This window comes from Pantoea sp. AS142, assembly GCF_037152305.1.
Classification (GTDB): Bacteria; Pseudomonadota; Gammaproteobacteria; order Enterobacterales; family Enterobacteriaceae; genus Pantoea.
Window position 1 is genome coordinate 218,646 of sequence record NZ_JBBCMO010000008.1, and the last position, 19,297, is coordinate 237,942.

Below are 19,297 nucleotides of genomic sequence, written 5' to 3' on the forward strand. Positions count from 1 at the left end.
GAAATTAGGCGGACGGGAAGATCGGGCGCTGCAGACAAAAAAAATGCCAGCCCGAGGGCTGGCATTTCGTGACACATAAAGCTGGATTACATCGCTTTTTTGGTCAGTTCGATCACGCGCAGTTTAGCAATGGCTTTCGCCAGCTCGGCAGAGGCCTGAGCATAATCCACGTCGCCGTGGCTGCTGTTCATGTGCTCTTCTGCTTTGCGTTTTGCTTCCAGAGCACGCGCTTCGTCCAGATCGGTACCACGGATAGCGGTATCGGCCAGAACGGTGCTGCTGCCCGGTTGCACTTCCAGCACACCACCAGAGAGGTAGATATACTCCTCTTCGCCGTGCTGTTTCACGATACGGATCATTCCAGGCTTAATGGCAGTCAGCAACGGCGCATGGCCAGGGAAAATCCCCAGTTCACCTTCGCTACCTGACACCTGAATTTTCTGTACCAGACCAGAGAACAACTGCTCCTCTGCGCTGACCACATCCAGGTGATAAGTCATAGCCATAATCTTCCTCCCGGGAAACCGTTATTACAGTTTCTTCGCTTTTTCCACGGCTTCTTCGATGGCGCCAACCATGTAGAAGGCCTGCTCTGGCAGGTGGTCAAACTCACCTTCCATGATGCCTTTAAAGCCACGGATAGTGTCTTTCAGCGTCACGTATTTGCCCGGTGAACCGGTGAATACTTCCGCCACGAAGAACGGCTGAGACAGGAAGCGCTGAATCTTACGCGCACGTGCCACCAGCAGTTTGTCTTCTTCAGACAGCTCATCCATACCGAGGATGGCGATGATGTCTTTCAGTTCCTGATAACGCTGCAGCAGTGACTGAACGCCACGTGCAACATCATAGTGCTCCTGACCGACAACCAGCGGATCCAGCTGACGGCTGGTAGAGTCCAGCGGGTCAACGGCCGGGTAGATACCCAGAGAGGCGATCTGACGGCTCAGCGTTACCGTTGAGTCTAAGTGCGCAAAGGTAGTTGCTGGTGACGGGTCAGTCAGGTCATCCGCAGGGACGTAAACGGCCTGTACGGAGGTGATTGAACCGGTCTTGGTGGAGGTAATACGCTCCTGCAACACACCCATCTCTTCTGCCAGCGTTGGCTGGTAACCTACCGCAGATGGCATACGACCCAGCAGTGCAGAAACTTCTGTACCGGCCAGGGTATAACGGTAGATGTTATCGATGAACAGCAGAACGTCGCGGCCTTCATCACGGAATTTTTCCGCCATGGTCAGACCGGTCAGTGCGACGCGCAGACGGTTACCCGGCGGCTCGTTCATCTGGCCATAGACCAGTGCAACTTTATCGATAACGTTAGAGTCAGTCATTTCGTGGTAGAAGTCGTTACCCTCACGAGTACGTTCACCCACACCGGCAAACACGGAGTAACCTGAGTGTTCAGCCGCGATGTTACGGATCAGTTCCATCATGTTGACGGTTTTACCTACACCCGCACCACCGAACAGACCGACTTTACCGCCTTTAGCAAACGGACACATCAGGTCGATAACCTTGATGCCGGTTTCCAGCAGTTCCTGCGAGTTAGACTGATCTTCATAAGAAGGGGCTGCGCGGTGAATAGAGGCGATCTCTACTGCGCTGCCATCTTCTTCTTTCAGCTCGCCTTTCATATCGATTGGCTCGCCGAGAACGTTCATGATACGGCCCAGGGTCGCTTTACCGACGGGTACCTGAATCGGTTTCTGCAGGTCGTTGACGCTCAGACCCCGCTTCAGGCCGTCAGACGTACCCATTGCGATGGTACGTACTACGCCGCCGCCGAGCTGCTGCTGAACTTCCAGCACCAGACGCGCATCACCATTCATAACCTCGAGGGCGCTGTACACTTGCGGTACCGCGTCCTGAGGGAATTCGACGTCAACAACGGCGCCGATAATCTGGACAATCTTTCCAGTTGCCATCTTGAATCCTCTACCTAATTCCAAACCTGGTTAAACCGCGGAGGCTCCACCGACAATCTCGGTAAGTTCCTGGGTGATGCTGGCCTGACGAGCTTTGTTGTACACCAACTGCAGCTCTTTGATCAGATTTCCGCCGTTATCGGTTGCGGCTTTCATCGCCACCATACGTGCGGCCTGCTCACTGGCCAGATTTTCCACCACACCCTGATAAACCTGCGATTCGACATAACGACGCAGCAGGGTATCCAGCAGCGCTTTCGGATCGGGTTCATACAGGTAATCCCAGGTCTTCGCCTTCATCTCTTCTTCACCTTCCGCTGGCGGTAACGGCAGCAGTTGGGTGATGGTCGGAGTCTGAGACATGGTGTTATTGAATTTGTTATTGACGATCATCAGCTTGTCGATGCGGCCTTCATCATAAGCCTGCAACATCACTTTTACCGGGCCAATCAGATCAGACAGAGCAGGTTTATCGCCCATGCCGCTGACTTGCGCCACAATGTTGCCACCCACAGCATTAAAGAATGACGCCCCTTTCGAACCGATAATCGACAGATCGCTCTGCACGCCTTTATCGGACCAGGACTTCATATCCGCCAGTAACTTTTTGAACAGGTTAATGTTCAAACCACCACAAAGCCCGCGGTCAGTTGAAACGACCAGGTAGCCGACGCGCTTCACGTCGCGCTCTTCCAGGTAAGGGTGCTTGTATTCCAGATTACCCAACGCAAGGTGACCAATCACTTTGCGCATGGTGTCTGCATACGGACGGCTGGCCGCCATGCGTTCCTGCGTTTTACGCATCTTGGAGGCGGCGACCATTTCCATCGCTTTGGTGATCTTCTGCGTGTTTTTCACGCTTCCAATCTTGCTTCGTATCTCTTTTGCGCCGGCCATTAGCTTCTCCTCAAAGCCTTGCGGCCTGCCTTTTCAGACAAGCCGCCAGACATTACCAGGACTGGGTTGCTTTAAACGTCTCGACCAGGCCTTTCAGCTTGGCTTCGATATCGTTATTAAAGTTACCCGACTGGTTGATTTCAGCCATCAGCTCAGCGTGGTCGCGATCGGCGAAGGCCAGCAGTGCAGCTTCGAAGCTGCCAATTTTTGCCAGTTCAACGTCGTTCAGATAGCCACGCTCTGCAGCGAACAGAACCAGACCCTGCTGCGCAACAGACATCGGCGCATACTGTTTCTGCTTCAGCAGCTCGGTCACTTTCTGACCGTGGCTCAGCTGTTTGCGGGTTGCATCGTCCAGATCAGAGGCGAACTGCGAGAATGCCGCCAGTTCACGATACTGTGCCAGCGCGGTACGAATACCACCGGACAGTTTCTTGATGATCTTGGTCTGTGCAGCACCACCTACGCGGGATACCGAAATACCTGGGTTAACGGCCGGACGAATACCGGAGTTGAACAGGTTCGATTCCAGGAAGATCTGACCATCAGTAATCGAGATTACGTTGGTCGGAACGAACGCAGAAACGTCGCCCGCCTGGGTTTCGATGATCGGCAGCGCGGTCAGTGAACCGGTTTTACCTGTCACTGCGCCATTGGTGAAACGCTCTACATAATCAGCGCTTACGCGTGATGCACGTTCCAGCAGACGGGAGTGGAGATAGAACACGTCGCCAGGGAAAGCTTCACGGCCTGGTGGGCGGCGCAGCAGCAGAGAAATCTGACGGTACGCGACAGCCTGCTTAGAAAGGTCATCGTATACGATCAGTGCATCTTCACCGCGGTCACGGAAGTATTCGCCCATCGCACAGCCTGCGTACGGAGAGAGATACTGCAGTGCAGCAGATTCAGAAGCAGACGCCACAACAACGATGGTGTTCTGCAGTGCGCCATGCTCTTCCAGCTTACGAACCACGTTAGAAATGGTTGAGGCTTTCTGACCAATCGCAACGTAGACACACTTGATGCCTGAGTCGCGCTGGTTGATGATCGCATCGATCGCCATTGCGGTTTTACCGGTCTGACGGTCACCGATGATCAGCTCACGCTGGCCACGGCCGATTGGAATCATCGCATCGACCGACTTATAACCGGTCTGAACCGGCTGGTCGACTGACTGACGGTCGATAACGCCAGGTGCAATGACTTCAACCGGTGAGAAACCGTCGTTGTCGATTGCGCCTTTACCGTCGATAGGAGCACCCAGGGTGTTCACGACGCGGCCCAGCAGGCCACGGCCTACCGGTACTTCAAGAATACGGCCAGTACACTTAACCTTCATGCCTTCGGCGAGGTCAGCGTAAGGACCCATCACCACTGCACCAACCGAGTCACGCTCGAGGTTCAGGGCGATAGCGTAACGGTTGCCCGGCAGGGCAATCATCTCACCCTGCATGACATCGGCCAGGCCGTGTACGCGGATGATACCGTCACTTACAGAAACAATCGTACCTTCGTTGTGAGCTTCACTCACGACATTGAACTGAGCAATGCGCTGCTTGATCAGTTCGCTGATTTCGGTGGAATTCAGTTGCATATGCTCCAGTCCCCTTAAGACTGCAAGACGTCAGCCAGACGGTCAAGACGGCCGCGTACGCTGCCATCAATAACCAGATCACCCGAACGGATGATCACGCCTGCCATCACAGACTTATCAATTTTGCAATTCAGCTTAACTTTGCGTGACAGACGTTTTTCCATCGCGGCGCTGATTTTATTCAGCTGGTCGTCACTCAGCGTACTGGCGGAGATAACATCAACTTCAGCGGTGGCTTCATGAGCGTCACGCAGTTCGATGTATTGGGCCAGTACAGCCGGAAGCGCTGTCAAACGTCCGTTTTCCGCCATCACCTTAATCAGGTTCTGCGCGGGTTCATCCAGTTGATCACCACAGACTGCGTTAAACGACGCTGCCAGCGCTTCAGGGGCTAACGCACCTGAGAGAAGATCAGCCATCTGTTCATTGCGAGCCACTTCTGCGGCAAACGCCAGCATCTGTTGCCAGCGTTCTATACTTTGATGCTCAACAGCAAAGTCAAAAGCTGCTTTGGCGTAGGGGCGAGCTACAGTAATCAGATCAGACATCAGCCCCTCCCTCCTTACAGTTCAGCGACCAGTTTATCAACGATGTCGCTGTTAGCAGCTTCATCCACGGAGCGTTCGATGATCTTCTCGGCGCCAGCCATAGCCAGCAACGCAACCTGCTTACGCAGTTCTTCACGCGCACGTTTGCGTTCGGCGTCAATTTCGGCCTGCGCTTGTGTCACGATGCGATTACGTTCGTTTTCAGCTTCGGTTTTCGCTTCGTCCAGAATCTGCGCGCGACGCTTGTTCGCTTGCTCGATAATGACCTGTGCGTCTTCTTTGGCTTTTTTCAGCTGGTCGGTCGCATTAGCCTGCGCGAGATCCAAATCTTTCTTGGCACGTTCAGCAGAAGCAAGGCCTTCAGCAATTTCTTTCTGGCGCTTTTCGATAGCAGCCATAAGCGGCGGCCATACGTACTTCATGCAGAACGCGACAAACAGGATGAACGCGATAGCCTGGCCGAGGATTGTTGCATTAATGTTCACAGCACAATGCCTCTAGATTGAGTATTTAACTTTTCTGCCGTTATCGCTGTGATAAGCGGCAGAATCCGTTCACCCCTGCACATTGTGCGCTGAGTGAACACAGGGCTTTAGGCGACAGCAAACATCACGTACAGACCCAGACCAACAGCGATCATCGGGATTGCATCCACCAGACCCATTACAACAAAGAACTGCGTACGCAGCAGAGGAATCAGGTCAGGCTGACGAGCAGCGCCTTCCAGGAATTTTCCTCCGAGGATGCCGATACCGATCGCAGCACCGATTGCCGCCAGGCCCATCATCACAGCGGCAGCCATGTACAGCAGATCCATATTCAGGTTTTCCATGACAGTCTCCAGTTTGTTTCAGTTAAATGCTCCCTTCATCTTCCGGGCTTCAGCGGTGTGCGCTGCAACCCGGAATCAAGAGGGAAAGTAGTGTTGAGAAAAAAATCAATGCTCTTCAGATGCCATCGACAGATAGACAATCGTGAGGACCATGAAAATGAAAGCCTGTAGCGAAATGATCAGGATGTGGAAAATGGCCCACGGCACATTCAGCACCCACTGCGACCACCACGGCAACAGACCGGCAATAAGGATAAAGATCAGTTCACCCGCATACATGTTACCGAACAGTCGTAAACCCAGTGATACAGGCTTAGACAGCAGGCTCACACCTTCCAGAATCAGGTTGACCGGGATGAAGATCGGGTGATTAAAAGGCTGCAGCGTCAGCTCTTTAGTGAAGCCGCCAATGCCTTTCATTTTGATGCTGTAGAACAGAATCAAAATAAATACGCCCAACGCCATAGATAGCGTGATGTTCACGTCTGCAGACGGTACGACGCGCAGCGCCGGTAACCCCAATACGTGCTCGCCAATATAGGGCAGCAAGTCGATTGGCAGCAGATCCATGAAGTTCATCAGGAAGACCCAGACAAAAATTGTCAGAGCCAGCGGGGCGATAAGTTTGCTCTTACCGTGATACATGTCGCGCACGTTACTATCAACGAAACCGACAACCAGCTCGATAGCCGCCTGCATTTTCCCTGGCACACCGCTGGTGGCAGATTTCGCCACGCTACGGAACAACACCAGGAAGATAACTCCCAGCACCAGAGAGAAAAACATGGAATCGATATTTAATACCCAGAACGTCGCGGGAGCGTCGTGCGGATTCACTAACTCGAAGGTACGCAGGTCCAACTGAAGATGAGTCAGGTGGTGACCAATGTACTCTTGCGGAGTAGAGATTTCTCCTGCAGCCATGATGCCTCTTACCCTTTGTTGTTAATTACCGCCGGTGCCAGCATTTGTACCACCAGCACCGATAACCAGGTTATTCCGACCGGCCAGAAGACCGCCCCGAATAGACCCAACGCCACAATGAGCAAAATGATGGTCGCAAACACTTTGGCTATTTCACCCAAAGCGAAGCTCCACGCGACTCGCCCCGAAGCGGGGGGTTGCCCCTGCAGGCGCCAGGCTAAAAACAAAAACAATACGTTTGGCAGCCAGGCTGCCGCTCCGCCAGCAAGAGCAGAGACACCCCAGGTGACATCTTTAACAGCAAAGAGTGCGCCGATGATGACTATCGTCACCAGCTGAATCATCAGCACCGTTCGGGCGAATTTCACACTGTAAAGAGACACTGACATGACGCTGATACTCTCCTGCCCCGTCAGGGGTATGTCGCGTGTCGTATAAGACTGCCTTTGTGCAGTTGAGTCAAGCAGCAAAAGCCGTGCAAATTATACGGGCCGCACCTGCGATTTCAATCGGTAAGTAGCGAAAAGGTGAACAATTATTTAAATTTCTTTCCGGAGGGCTATTTTTCCAAAGATTGCCCTGCGGTGATTCACCCTAATCTGACTGAAAATTCTCTGGCTTCTTGCTTTTAAAGCGTGCTTTAGATCACATAACTAGCGTTCGCGCTTTACTGAGTTTTATCAGCGCTCTATTTAAGAACATTCTTAACAGATAATTTTTATCGTAAAATCAGTAAATTAAAATTATAAAAATGTTTATGCAAGCCTGATTTTAAAGAAAACACGCTATTGACATCTAACAGTGCTTGAGAATCGTGAAATTGATATTACGCACGCAAAGTTATTACCAGGATATATTTTCCGGCGTGACTAGTTTTATTCCGCGCCCCGGCTATACAAGTGATATTTCTGATAAACAAATGTGAATTAAACGTTAAATGTAACAGGGCTTTTCGGATAATTTCCGTCGGCTTTTTTAACTTTCTGTACGCCAGCGCATAATCAAAATATTTTATTGATCGCGCATCATCTGCACTTTTTTCATCCTCACCCTGCAGAAAATGACTCGCTGATAAGGGCTAAATCCCAGGAAATCGAAAGTCTACTGGCGACGAATAATGACCAGATGACGATCTCCTTCCAGCTGCGGAACCTGCAGCTTTATCACTGCATCAGCGAGATAGCCTGCCGGTAACTCAGCGATTTCATCGTCCGGACGCACACCCTTAAGCGCGAAGAAGCGCCCTTCTCTTCCCGGCAGATGACGACACCAGTTCACCATGTCGGTCATCGAGGCAAATGCACGACTGATCACGCCATCAAAGGGCGGCTCAGCCGGGAACGCTTCAACCCGACTCTGCACCGGAGTAATGTTAGTGAGTCCTAACTCATGCTGAACCTGGCGCAGGAAACGCACCCGCTTGCCCAGGCTGTCGAGCAATGTAAAGTGCGCATCAGGCATCACGATAGCCAGTGGAATGCCTGGCAGACCAGGTCCGGTTCCCACATCAATGAAACGTGAGCCTTTCAGATGCGGCGCCACCACGATGCTGTCGAGGATATGGCGTACCAGCATCTGCTGCGGATCGCGCACTGATGTCAGATTGTAGGCTTTGTTCCACTTATCCAGCAGGCCGACATAGGCAACCAGCTGCTGTTTTTGTTGATCGGAGAGGGAAATACCGGCTGCCTGTAGCAGCGACGTGAGTGTGTTGATCACAGCATAAGTCCATTCAGCGGGGGCGAGTCGCCTCGCCCCGTTTCAGATCAGGCGCTTTTGCGCAGCAGACCCTGTTTTTTCAGATAGATAAGGAGAATTGAGATGGCCGCCGGCGTAATGCCAGAGATACGTGTCGCCTGACCAATCGAACTCGGTTTGTGATCGTTCAGCTTGGCAATCACCTCGTTAGACAGGCCGTTGACCTGGCGATAGTCGAGCTCCACCGGTAACAGTGTGTTCTCGTTACGCAGTTGCCGATCGATCTCTTCCTGCTGACGCGCGATATAACCTTCATATTTGACCTGAATCTCAACCTGCTCAGCGGCCTGCTCATCAGCCAGTGCCGGACCAAAAGCATCCAGCGTCATCAGCTTCAGATAGGTCAGCTCAGGACGGCGCAGCAGATCTTCACCGCTCGCTTCTTTAGTCAGTGGCGCACTGAGTACCGTATTCACTTCCGTCACGTGTTCTGATTTCGGATGGACCCAGATATCGCGCAGGCGCTGACGCTCCTGTTCAATCGCTTCCAGCTTCTGATTGAAACGCGCCCAGCGCGTATCATCCACCAGACCCAGTTCACGACCGGTTTCGGTCAGACGCAGATCGGCATTGTCTTCGCGCAGCATCAGACGGTATTCAGCACGGGAGGTAAACATCCGGTACGGCTCTTTGGTACCGAGCGTGCAGAGGTCATCAACCAGTACGCCCAGATAAGCCTGGTCACGACGTGGTGCCCAGCCCTCTTTGTCCGCAGACTGACGGGCGGCATTCAGACCCGCCAGCATCCCCTGCGCAGCAGCTTCTTCATAGCCGGTTGTGCCGTTGATCTGGCCGGCAAAGAACAGGCCGTGAATAAATTTACTCTCCAGCGTCGGTTTAAGATCGCGCGGATCGAAGAAGTCATACTCGATGGCATAGCCCGGACGCACGATTTTCGCATTCTCCATGCCCTGCATGGAACGGACGATCTGAATCTGCACATCAAATGGCAGGCTGGTTGAGATACCATTTGGGTAGATCTCATTGCTGGTCAGCCCTTCCGGCTCCAGGAAGATCTGATGCGAGTTACGATCGGCAAAGCGCATCACTTTGTCTTCGATCGACGGGCAGTAGCGTGGCCCGATCCCCTCGATGATCCCGGCGTACATCGGGCTGCGATCCAGATTATTGCGGATCACCTCATGGGTTTTCTCATTGGTGTGAGTGATCCAGCACGGGACCTGCTGCGGATGCTGAGACGCATTGCCCATAAACGAGAACACCGGCATCGGGTTATCGCCGTGCTGCGGGCTGAGTACTGAAAAATCGATGGTGCGCGCATCGATACGCGGTGGCGTACCGGTCTTGAGGCGGTTTACCCGCAGCGGCAGCGCACGCAGTCGTTTTGCCAGCGGAATGGACGGAGGATCACCTGCGCGACCGCCACTGTAATTATCCAGACCGATATGAATTTTGCCGTCAAGGAAAGTGCCGACGGTGAGGACGACGGTTTTCGCGCGGAACTTCAGTCCCATCTGAGTGACTGCACCCACCACACGATCGTTTTCCACGATAAGATCGTCGACCGCCTGCTGGAAGATCATCAGATTGGGCTGGTTCTCCAGTGCCGTACGCACTGCCTGCCGATAGAGCACGCGATCCGCCTGAGCACGGGTCGCCCGCACTGCCGGACCTTTGCTGGCGTTTAGTATCCTAAACTGGATACCCGCCTGGTCAATCGCACTGGCCATCAAACCACCCAGGGCATCCACTTCCTTCACCAAATGTCCTTTGCCAATCCCACCAATCGCCGGGTTACAGGACATTTGTCCAAGCGTATCAATGTTATGGGTGAGTAACAGGGTTTGCTGACCCATTCGGGCTGCCGCCATTGCGGCTTCGGTGCCCGCATGACCACCACCAATTACGATGACGTCAAAAGGATCCTGATAAAACATGAAGTGGTACCTCGGTTGATGAACTTGCAGGATCGTCGTCCTGGGGCGTGGATTCTACTCAAATTCCGTCTGGGGTGAAAGCCGCGGGATCGTCCGGTTTTAAAAGAAAGGATCTTAGATCTGTATATGATCTTTCTGTTAGATCTCTTATTAGGATCCCGCTTTTCTGTGGATATGTGCCAGAAGCACAGCAGAAACAACAGGATGAAGAGGATCACTACCTGTTAGTGATCGGTGATCCTGATCCGTATAAGCTGGGATCAAAATGCCATGTTATCCACAGCTCAAAAATCATTCTACGGTTGTTCTTTGGATAACTACCGGTTATACGCAGTAAAAGAGGGTAGTTATCCACAAAATAAACGAGAGGAAAAGGATAAAATCAGCATCTTCCACTGGGGATCGTCACTATTTCGCGATCCCCAGCCCCCGTCAGATCGCCTTTTTCCAGCTTTCCAGCCAGGCTTCAGCGGGATCTTCAGGTATCTCATGCTCCAGCACGTCAATCTCCAGACGATCGCCGATCTGACGGGCACCCTGAGTAATTAGCAGCGCTTCAATCTGGCGGATCGCACCACAAAAGAGATCATATTCATGATTGCCCAGTCCAATGGCACCAAACCGGACCTGAGAGAGATCGGGCTGGCTTTCACTGATCGCCTCGAACAGCGGCAGCAGATTGTCGGGAATATCGCCAGCACCGTGGGTTGAGCAGACCACCAGCCAGATACCCTCTTGTGGCACTTCTTCCAACTCCGGGCCATGCAGCATCTGCGTTGAGAAGCCCGCTTCCTGTAATTTTTCTTCCAGATGTTCAGCCACATACTCTGCGCTACCCAGAGTACTGCCACTGATTAAGGTAATATCGGCCATCTTGCTCTCCCGGACATTAAGGCGAGCATTGTACGCTGTGATCAAGCGGTGATCCACCTGTGGACAACAGGGTTAATAGATTAAGAGAAGCGAACGCAGCCGTTGTCAGCCGCCACATTCGTCAGGGATAAGATTATGCACAAGGTGGAGAGGGATCAGGGCTTGATAGTACGCATGATTGGGTTTTGCAGCGAGATCAGCGTTTCCGTCGACTGAATTTCATCTATGGTCTGGATCTTATTGATCAGCACCTGTTGCAGGGCATCAATGGACCGGCACATCACCTTGATAAAGATGCTGTAGTGGCCAGTGGTGTACCAGGCTTCAACCACTTCATCCAGCGCATCCAGTTTGCTTAGCGCCGCCGGATAGTCACGCGCGCTCTTAAGGATAATCCCGATAAAACAGCAGACATCAAATCCCAGCTGGCGCGGATCGATATCAACCCGGGTGCCCAGGATAATGCCCGCCTGCTTCATCTTTTCCACGCGCACATGAATAGTGCCCGGGCTGACATTAAACTGTTTTGCCAGCTCGGCGTAAGCGGTGCGCGCATTATCCAGCAGGGCATTCAGAATGCCGCGATCCAGGTTATCGAGCTGCAGATGTTCGGCCATGGCCATCCTCGTTATTGGTCTGCTTGAGTAAACAAGGGAGAATGTGCAGCAAAATAGCGGTTCAGGCAACTACCGGCAGCGGCGGGCGCGGCTGCCGGTTCACTTAGCGTTTGCGCCAGACGGTGACCTGCGCCAGCGTATGCTGGAATTTGCGGGCCGTTTCGCGGATTACAAACGGTTTATCCTGCGGTTCATCCACCAGGTCGAAATCGGCCGCCAGCAGACGCTGCAGTGCCTGCAGCGTCGTCAGGGCCTCACCATTTTCACGCACGCCGCCCAGCCAGTTCTCTTTCGGCGTGAAATCCTCCAGCCAGGTATAGGGCGATGAGAGCAGCAGAATGCCGCCCTGGCGCAGCATTGGCGTGATATCACGCAGGAAGCGCGCGGGCTGACGCAGGCGATCGATCAGATTGGATGCGAGCACCAGGTCGTAACGGGCGGGCTGCGGCTTAAGGTTACAGGCGTCCCCCTGAACAAACTGAATACGCTGCGCCAGGTCGCTTTCCAGCGCGAAATCTTTCAGGCGAACCTGGCGATACTCCACCAGGTCACCTTCCTGTGGCAGCAGATAACGGAAGTCTTCGCCGCTGGCTAGCTGCAGCGCCACATCAATGAAGCGCGCCGAATAGTCCATCCCGGTGACCCGTTCAAAGTGGCGAGCCAGTTCAAAACTGGCGCGTCCGGTGGCACAACCGATATCCAGGGCATCGCCACGGGCAGTCGTGTAGTTCAGCGCCAGATTCACCAGACTCTCGGCATAGTTATCCACGCCGAAATAGCGTGGGCCATACTGGAAGTCGAGGTATTGCGATACCATCGCATCAGATTCATAGGGGTTCAGCGCCATGGTCTCCTGATGATCGGAAACCACATAGCGGAAACCGGCATGCTGGAAGAAATGGCGGCGGAACGCATAGCGTGCCGATTTCAGCGCTTCGTTGCCGGTCGATATCCAGCTGCCACCTTTGATCAGCGAATGTTTGCCATCAAAGGTCGGGGTTGAGAAATCATCGTAAAGTGGGTGAACGTTGAAGCCTTCAAAGCCGTTGGTCGGCGTGGTCGTCCACTGCCAGACGTTACCGACGATATCGAAGAACTCGCCCTGGGCGAACAGATCGACTGGCGAAGAGGAAGCCCAGTACGCCAGGTTAATGTTGCCCGGTGCCCGATCCCAATCTGGCTGATCGCCTGCGACCTGTTCGCGCAGCTGAACCCACTCCGCTTCGCAGGGGAGCTGAACGCTCATACCAGTCTGATCCGCTTTCCAGCGGCAGAAGGCCGCTGCTTCCAGCTGATTGACCTCGGCAGGCCAATCCCACGGCATCGCGACTTCTTCACACATCAGACGCAGTTTAAGCTGATCGGGCATCGCAGGTATGCCGACCCAGAAGGTGGGCATCTCCGCTTTGGCAAACTGACACCAGCCCCAGCCTTCGTCATCCCACCAACGAGCGTCCTGATAACCCCCCGCCTCAACGAACGCAAAAAATTCAGCGTTGCTGACCAGCATTTTGCTCGCCTGGAACGGCTGTAGTGCAATCTGCTGGCGGCCATATTCATTATCCCAGCCGTAAGTATCGTCGGTTTTACCCAGCGTGACCGTGCCGCCGGGCATCGGCAGCAGGGTATTGGCCGGAACAGCCCGGCGCTGGTGGCGTGCCATCGGGCAGACCGGCCACGCGGCCTGCGGTCTGACCCACTCAACCGGTAACTGACGGATCAGCACGCTGGAGGTTTCCAGATGAATACGCTCATGCTCAATGCCCATCAGGATCACCCAGGCCGGACTCTCCCAGGTGACAGGCAGAGTCAGCGGCAGGGTCTGGATCAGATCGCTGACCAGTGCTTTAACGCGCGCACGATATGCACGGACTTCTTCGATGGTCGGCCACTCATAGTGACTGTCGTTAAGATCATCCCAGCTCATTTCATCTACACCAATCGCCATCATCGCTTCGATACGATCGTCCAGACGCGCGTCGATAAGGCGTCCGGCCATCAGCTTATTAATGTAGAAGGTGGCGGTGTGGCCAAAATAGAAGATTAACGGATGGCGCAGCGGAATGGCTTTGGTAAACCAGGCCTTTGAATCGGTCAGACAGGTAAACAGACTTTCATACTGTTCCCATGTTTGTTGGAAATAGGCCAGCAACTCGGCACGTTTTTGTTCAATGTTCTGGCCGGAGAGCCGTAGCGTTCGCGTCGGCGCAGGCAGATCGTGGTGAGGTTGAGCAAGCGTCACAGGAAGCTCCAGATTGCTGAGTAAGTAAAAGAGTAATTTACTATAGCAAAGAAGCTTTTCTGTCAGATGACTTAACGGCGCCAGTGGCGCAGCAGGCGGCTTTTCATACCGGTATCGAAGCGCCAGATATGGTCGAAGATGCGCAGAATGCCTGGTTTCCCATGTGCCGACATAGCCACAGCGTGAAAACGTTGCTGATTATGTCGCTGACGCGTTTTAATGGCCCCGATCACCTCTTCCGGCAGACGCTGGGCAATAAAATCGGAGACGATTACCGCATCGGCTTCCTGCCACAGCGCGCCTTCCATCCGGGTGACAACGGAAGAGAGGCAAGCTGCCAAATCGGTGCCGCCGCGAAAGCGCTGACTAAGAAAGCGAATCGCCTGTTCCAGCCCATCATCACCAGTCAGTTCATAGCCAATCACCTCATGAGCAAACAGCATGATGTAGCAGCGACGGCGATCGGCCAGCGCGACCTTCAGCAGTGCCAGACAAAACGCTTTGGCGCAGCGCTCATTGAAGCCCCCCATCGAACCAGAGGTATCGACACAGACGATAAAAGGCCCACGCGGCTGCTCTTCATGCTGCTGGTGGCTGGCCGGACGCATCGTCACCTTTTCATGCCAGGCATCGCCCTGCAGCTTATAGGTCAGTAGCCGTTTCTCTACCAGCCGCCGGTAAAATTCCAGCTCCAGTTCGCTGATGCTCAGCGCGGCTAACTCCGGCGGCAGCAGGCGCAGTACGTCATCGCTCTGGCGAATGCCGCTGACCTCTTCCGGCACCGCCGCAGGTTCCTGCACCAGGTGGTGAAAAGCCTCCATGGGGGTATCCTGCGATGGTACCGATTTTGCCTCGCGGCTGCGGCCCAGCTGCTGCGCCAGCTTCAGCAGCTCCGGTTGCTGCGCCAGAAAGTCGCCATATTGCAGCATCAGCTGATAGTCGCCAGGCTGCAGTGACGCTTTGCTCATGTCCCACAGCCGACCCGCGGCGGCTTCATCGTCGTCGCCGAGAATCGGTGCCAGCTGACCGCTCAGCGCCATGCGCTGCTGCAGTTCCGCCAGCAGGCGTTCGCGCTGCTGCTCCAGCAATTGCTGATTCAGCGTCAGGGTCTGTAAGGTCAGACTCAGCCGCCAGCGCTGTAAAAAAAGCTGGTGTTGCGCACTGCTGAGATGGTTGATATCGGTGTGCAGCAGCAGTCGGTTAGCTTCATCAAGAAAGGGGGATGGCAGGCTTTCAAGCGCCTGAAGCGTTGCATTCAGCTGGTGGCTGAATTCACGATCGCTAAGGAGTTGTACCCGCTGAAATAGCTGAAACTCTTCTGCCAGCGTGGCCGGAACCGGTGTGGCTTTGAGGTCAGCATTAATCTCCGCTCGCCAGCGTGGCACGTCACGCAGCAGTGCCTTTTTTAAGCCGGGAAATTTTTCAAAAAACAGCGCCAGCTGTGGGGACGCCAGCAGGGCAATAATCAGCTCTTCAATCAGTTCGGTTTCACCCACTGAGAGCAGCGTGCTGAGCGTCTCCAGTGAGATCATTTACGCGCCTGTTTCAGCTGTTCCGCCACATCCTGCAAGCTGGTTTCAACCCGTGCCAGCCAGTCATCACTGATAAACAGACAGCGCTGATGCTGGCTGAACAGATGGCGCTGAGACCGAAGTTCACTCTCCAGTGCATCCAGCGCGTCGGTGATCTCACCAGGCAGCGGCTCACTGTTGCTGACGCCCGACAGTGTCAGACGCGACGATTGCAGGCTGACATCACGGATAGCCAGGCAGTGCTGCGCATCCACCTGTAAATCCAGGCTCTGCGCAAAGCCAATCCCATTGAGTTTACCGCGAACTTCGTCCCCTTTTTGCAGCCACTGACTCAGTGCATCACGCGCAATCACCAGATGGGTCACCTGCATGTCATGCAGCATCAGCGGCTTTTGTAGCATCAGCGTCAGTTGATCATCGGTGAAGCTTTCCGGCAGATCGTAATGGGGTTTGCGGCTGAACATGCCGCTGTGTTTTTCCAGGGTTATCGCCTGAGCGATGCTCTGCTGTTGCTGCAGGACCATGCGACGCGCTTTTATCTGATGCAGTTTCAACAGCATCGGCTGCTGCTGAAAGGCATGCTGCGTCATCAGCTGATCGATTTCCCGCTCCAGCAACTGCATGGACGCGACGTCGTGCCAGAGACAGTCTTTCAGCAGGATCAGGTCTATTGGCGCGATGGCGCTGCGACCGCTGTAAAAGGCGCTGGCCTGCAGCAGATGAATGGCTTTCTTCCAGCGACGATCGGAAATATAGGGTGCGTCAGGCTGGCTCTCCAGCTGCTGACGCAGCTGATAAATCAGCTCAAACACCGCATCGGGCAGGCTGACCTGACTGATGCCGAGCTGCCACTGCGCATACTCTTCGTCACTGATACGCAGGGACTCCGCAACCGGATTGGTGTGCTCATCCTGCTGGTGGGTCAGCATGCTGCGAAAGTTCTGCTTCTCATGTACGTTATCCAGCCACAGGCGGATTAGCATCCGGTCATAGAGCGCTTCGAGGCCACTTTCCACTTCCGGCAGTTCATTAGAGGCGGTCACCAGCAGCCGCATCGGGATGGTTTCTTCGCTGTCGCCATTGCGGAAGCGGCGTTCGTTGATAGCGGTCAGCAGAGTATTCAGAATCGCCGGGCCGGCTTTCCAGATCTCATCCAGAAAAACAATTTCCGCGTCGGGCAGGTAACCTTTGGTGAGGCGCTGATAGCGTCCTTCATCCTTCAGCGCCTGGATGGATAACGGGCCAAACACCTCTTCCGGTGTGGAGAAACGGGTCATCAGATATTCAAAGGCACGGGCGTGCTGAAAGGCATATTTGAGGCGGCGGGCGATCAGGCTCTTGGCGATGCCGGGCGGTCCGAGCAGGAACACGCTTTCACCACTCAGCGCCGCCAGCAGACAAAGGCGAATGGCATGATGTCGCTCATACAATCCTTTTTCTAACGCATTGCTAAGGCGAGAAATTCTTTCTGCCAAAAGATGGGGTTGAGCCATAATCACTTCAATGTCCTTACGATCGTCGGGCCGCCGCGCTTAAGCAAGCGCCTTACTCTATAGATCATCATGCGTGAAAGCGTTGATAGCTGTCAGCTTTTTTGTTTCAGAAGTTTTGCCTGTATTAAAAGCAGTCCTAAATGAGGCTTTATCGCCTGAAACGACGCCGTTACCCGGACAGAGAGGCGAAGCGGGTATAGGAATTTTCGGCAATACGTGCATACTGTGCGCTTTTTGATGGCCTGAGCGAGGGGTTTTTGTGCCTCTTAGACTCCAACAAAAGATAACTCTATGAGCTCGGATAATAAGCAGTCACTTCGCGGATTAACGCTGGCCGCTATTGGTGTTGTTTACGGGGATATCGGCACCAGTCCGCTGTATACCTTGCGTGAATGTCTCTCCGGACAGTTTGGCTTCGGCGTTGAGCGGGAAGCGGTATTTGGCTTTCTGTCGCTGATTTTCTGGCTGCTGGTGCTGGTGGTATCACTGAAGTACATCAGTTATGTGATGCGCGCCGACAATGCCGGTGAAGGCGGTATACTGACATTGATGTCTCTGGCGGGCCGTCATACCGGTGCGCGTGCCACGGCAGTGCTGGTGATCATGGGCCTGATTGGCGGCAGCTTTTTCTATGGAGAGGTGGTGATCACGCCGGCCATTTCGGTGATGTCAGCCATTGAAGGCCTGGAGATTGCTGCGCCGTCGCTGGATCCCTTTATTGTGCCCATGTCGATTGCAGTGCTGACGCTGCTGTTTGCGATTCAGAAACATGGCACCGGCATGGTGGGAAAACTCTTTGCACCGGTGATGATGGTGTGGTTCCTGGTGCTGGCGATCCTTGGGTTCAGCAGCATTATGAAAAACCCGGAAGTGCTGCATGCGCTGAATCCCGCCTATGCGGTCGAGTTCTTCCTGCACTATAAATCTGTCTCGTTCTTCGCGCTTGGTGCAGTGGTGCTGGCGATTACCGGGGTTGAAGCACTTTATGCCGATATGGGGCACTTCGGTAAAGTGCCTATTCGACTGGCATGGTTCTCGGTAGTGCTGCCGTCGCTGGTGCTGAACTACTTTGGTCAGGGTGCGCTGTTACTCAGCGATCCCAAAGCGATTAAAAACCCCTTCTTTCTGCTGGCACCGGACTGGGCGCTGATCCCGATGCTGATTCTGGCGACGCTGGCCACGGTCATCGCCTCGCAGGCGGTTATCTCCGGCGTCTTCTCGCTGACACGTCAGGCGGTGCGACTGGGTTATCTGCCGGGGATGCGCATCATCCACACCTCTGAGCGCGAATCGGGCCAGATTTATATCCCGATGATCAACTGGGTGCTCTATTTCGCCGTGCTGATTGTGATTATCAGCTTTGAGCACTCAAGCAATCTGGCCGCAGCCTACGGTATTGCGGTGACCGGCACCATGGTGCTGACCGCGATCCTCTCCTGTACCGTCGCGATTAAAAACTGGCACTGGCATAAGCTGGCGGTCGGCGTCATCCTGGTGCTGATGCTCTGTATCGACGTGCCGCTGTTTACCGCCAATCTGGTGAAAATCTTCTCTGGTGGCTGGCTGCCGCTCAGTCTCGGCCTGGTCATGTTTATTATTATGACGACGTGGAAAAGCGAACGTTTCCGCCTGTTGCGCCGCCTGCATGAGCATGGTAATTCCCTGGAGGCGATGATCGTGTCCCTGGAGAAATCGCCGCCAGTTCGCGTACCAGGCACGGCGGTCTATATGTCGCGTGCGCTGAATGTGATTCCGTTTGCGATGCTGCATAACCTTAAACATAACAAAGTCTTGCATGAGCGAGTGGTGCTGCTGACATTGCGGACTGAAGATGCCCCTTACGTGCACAACGTGCGGCGCGTCACTATTGAGCAGTTGTCGCCCACCTTCTGGCGAGTGGTGGCCAGCTATGGCTGGCGCGAAACGCCAAACGTTGAGGAGATTTTCCACCGCTGCGGGCTGGAAGGGCTGAATTGCCGCATGATGGAGACCTCGTTCTTTATGTCGCATGAGTCGCTGATCATCGGCAAACGGCCATGGTATCTGCGTCTGCGTGGCAAACTCTTCCTGGCACTGCAGCGTAATGCGCTTCGTGCGCCAGACCAGTTTGAGATCCCGCCAAACCGCGTCATTGAGCTGGGCACCCAGGTCGAGATTTGAT

17 protein-coding genes are annotated in these 19,297 nt (G+C 54.1%); 1 reads left to right on the top strand and 16 read right to left on the bottom strand.

Features of this window, described 5'->3' with window-relative positions:
- Positions 1–86 precede the first annotated feature (86 nt).
- The 16 genes from WFO64_RS15800 to ravA all read right to left on the bottom strand — a co-directional run bounded on the left by WFO64_RS15800 (position 87) and on the right by ravA (position 17,136).
- Positions 87–506, bottom strand: a complete 420-nt coding sequence (locus WFO64_RS15800) for a F0F1 ATP synthase subunit epsilon (RefSeq protein WP_008926374.1) — start codon at positions 504–506, stop codon at positions 87–89.
- Between the two features lie 24 nt (positions 507–530).
- The gene (gene atpD, locus WFO64_RS15805; protein ID WP_010258870.1) at positions 531–1,928 is read right to left on the bottom strand and encodes a F0F1 ATP synthase subunit beta; all 1,398 of its coding nucleotides are present in this window, start codon (positions 1,926–1,928) and stop codon (positions 531–533) included.
- Positions 1,929–1,958: 30 nt separating this feature from the next.
- Positions 1,959–2,825: a F0F1 ATP synthase subunit gamma gene (gene atpG, locus WFO64_RS15810; protein WP_337013034.1), complete on the bottom strand. Its 867-nt coding sequence runs from the start codon at positions 2,823–2,825 to the stop codon at positions 1,959–1,961.
- Positions 2,826–2,877: 52 nt separating this feature from the next.
- Positions 2,878–4,419 carry a F0F1 ATP synthase subunit alpha gene (gene atpA, locus WFO64_RS15815; RefSeq protein ID WP_010258868.1) on the bottom strand — a complete coding sequence of 514 codons (1,542 nt, stop codon included), beginning with the start codon at positions 4,417–4,419 and terminating at the stop codon, positions 2,878–2,880.
- A 14-nt stretch (positions 4,420–4,433) separates the two neighbouring features.
- Positions 4,434–4,967, bottom strand: coding sequence for a F0F1 ATP synthase subunit delta (atpH, locus tag WFO64_RS15820; RefSeq protein WP_003849530.1), 534 nt, complete (start codon positions 4,965–4,967; stop codon positions 4,434–4,436).
- Between the two features lie 14 nt (positions 4,968–4,981).
- On the bottom strand, positions 4,982–5,452 hold the full coding sequence (atpF, locus tag WFO64_RS15825) for a F0F1 ATP synthase subunit B (protein WP_003849528.1): 471 nt from the start codon (positions 5,450–5,452) through the stop codon (positions 4,982–4,984).
- Between the two features lie 107 nt (positions 5,453–5,559).
- Complete coding sequence (gene atpE / locus WFO64_RS15830) at positions 5,560–5,799, bottom strand: F0F1 ATP synthase subunit C (RefSeq protein ID WP_003849523.1); 240 nt, start codon at positions 5,797–5,799, stop codon at positions 5,560–5,562.
- A gap of 105 nt (positions 5,800–5,904) precedes the next feature.
- A complete protein-coding gene (gene atpB, locus WFO64_RS15835; protein ID WP_337013035.1) occupies positions 5,905–6,723 on the bottom strand; it encodes a F0F1 ATP synthase subunit A in 819 nt (272 codons plus the stop codon).
- A gap of 8 nt (positions 6,724–6,731) precedes the next feature.
- Complete coding sequence (gene atpI / locus WFO64_RS15840; protein ID WP_283546691.1) at positions 6,732–7,112, bottom strand: F0F1 ATP synthase subunit I; 381 nt, start codon at positions 7,110–7,112, stop codon at positions 6,732–6,734.
- A gap of 712 nt (positions 7,113–7,824) precedes the next feature.
- The gene (gene rsmG / locus WFO64_RS15845; protein ID WP_337013036.1) at positions 7,825–8,442 is read right to left on the bottom strand and encodes a 16S rRNA (guanine(527)-N(7))-methyltransferase RsmG; all 618 of its coding nucleotides are present in this window, start codon (positions 8,440–8,442) and stop codon (positions 7,825–7,827) included.
- Between the two features lie 47 nt (positions 8,443–8,489).
- Positions 8,490–10,379 carry a tRNA uridine-5-carboxymethylaminomethyl(34) synthesis enzyme MnmG gene (mnmG, locus tag WFO64_RS15850; RefSeq protein ID WP_337013037.1) on the bottom strand — a complete coding sequence of 630 codons (1,890 nt, stop codon included), beginning with the start codon at positions 10,377–10,379 and terminating at the stop codon, positions 8,490–8,492.
- Between the two features lie 432 nt (positions 10,380–10,811).
- Entirely contained in the window at positions 10,812–11,252 is a 441-nt protein-coding gene (gene mioC / locus WFO64_RS15855) for an FMN-binding protein MioC (protein ID WP_337013038.1), read from the bottom strand.
- A 155-nt stretch (positions 11,253–11,407) separates the two neighbouring features.
- Positions 11,408–11,869, bottom strand: coding sequence for a transcriptional regulator AsnC (asnC, locus tag WFO64_RS15860; RefSeq protein WP_003849496.1), 462 nt, complete (start codon positions 11,867–11,869; stop codon positions 11,408–11,410).
- A gap of 103 nt (positions 11,870–11,972) precedes the next feature.
- Positions 11,973–14,111 carry a 5-histidylcysteine sulfoxide synthase gene (gene ovoA, locus WFO64_RS15865; RefSeq protein ID WP_337013039.1) on the bottom strand — a complete coding sequence of 713 codons (2,139 nt, stop codon included), beginning with the start codon at positions 14,109–14,111 and terminating at the stop codon, positions 11,973–11,975.
- Positions 14,112–14,182: 71 nt separating this feature from the next.
- The gene (viaA, locus tag WFO64_RS15870) at positions 14,183–15,643 is read right to left on the bottom strand and encodes an ATPase RavA stimulator ViaA (RefSeq protein WP_337013040.1); all 1,461 of its coding nucleotides are present in this window, start codon (positions 15,641–15,643) and stop codon (positions 14,183–14,185) included.
- The gene (gene ravA, locus WFO64_RS15875; RefSeq protein WP_337013041.1) at positions 15,640–17,136 is read right to left on the bottom strand and encodes an ATPase RavA; all 1,497 of its coding nucleotides are present in this window, start codon (positions 17,134–17,136) and stop codon (positions 15,640–15,642) included. The genes viaA and ravA overlap by 4 nt, the downstream gene beginning before the upstream one ends.
- A gap of 291 nt (positions 17,137–17,427) precedes the next feature.
- On the opposite strand from ravA, the gene kup reads away from it, so the two are divergent.
- Positions 17,428–19,296, top strand: a complete 1,869-nt coding sequence (gene kup, locus WFO64_RS15880) for a low affinity potassium transporter Kup (RefSeq protein ID WP_337013042.1) — start codon at positions 17,428–17,430, stop codon at positions 19,294–19,296.
- Position 19,297: the final 1 nt, after the last annotated feature.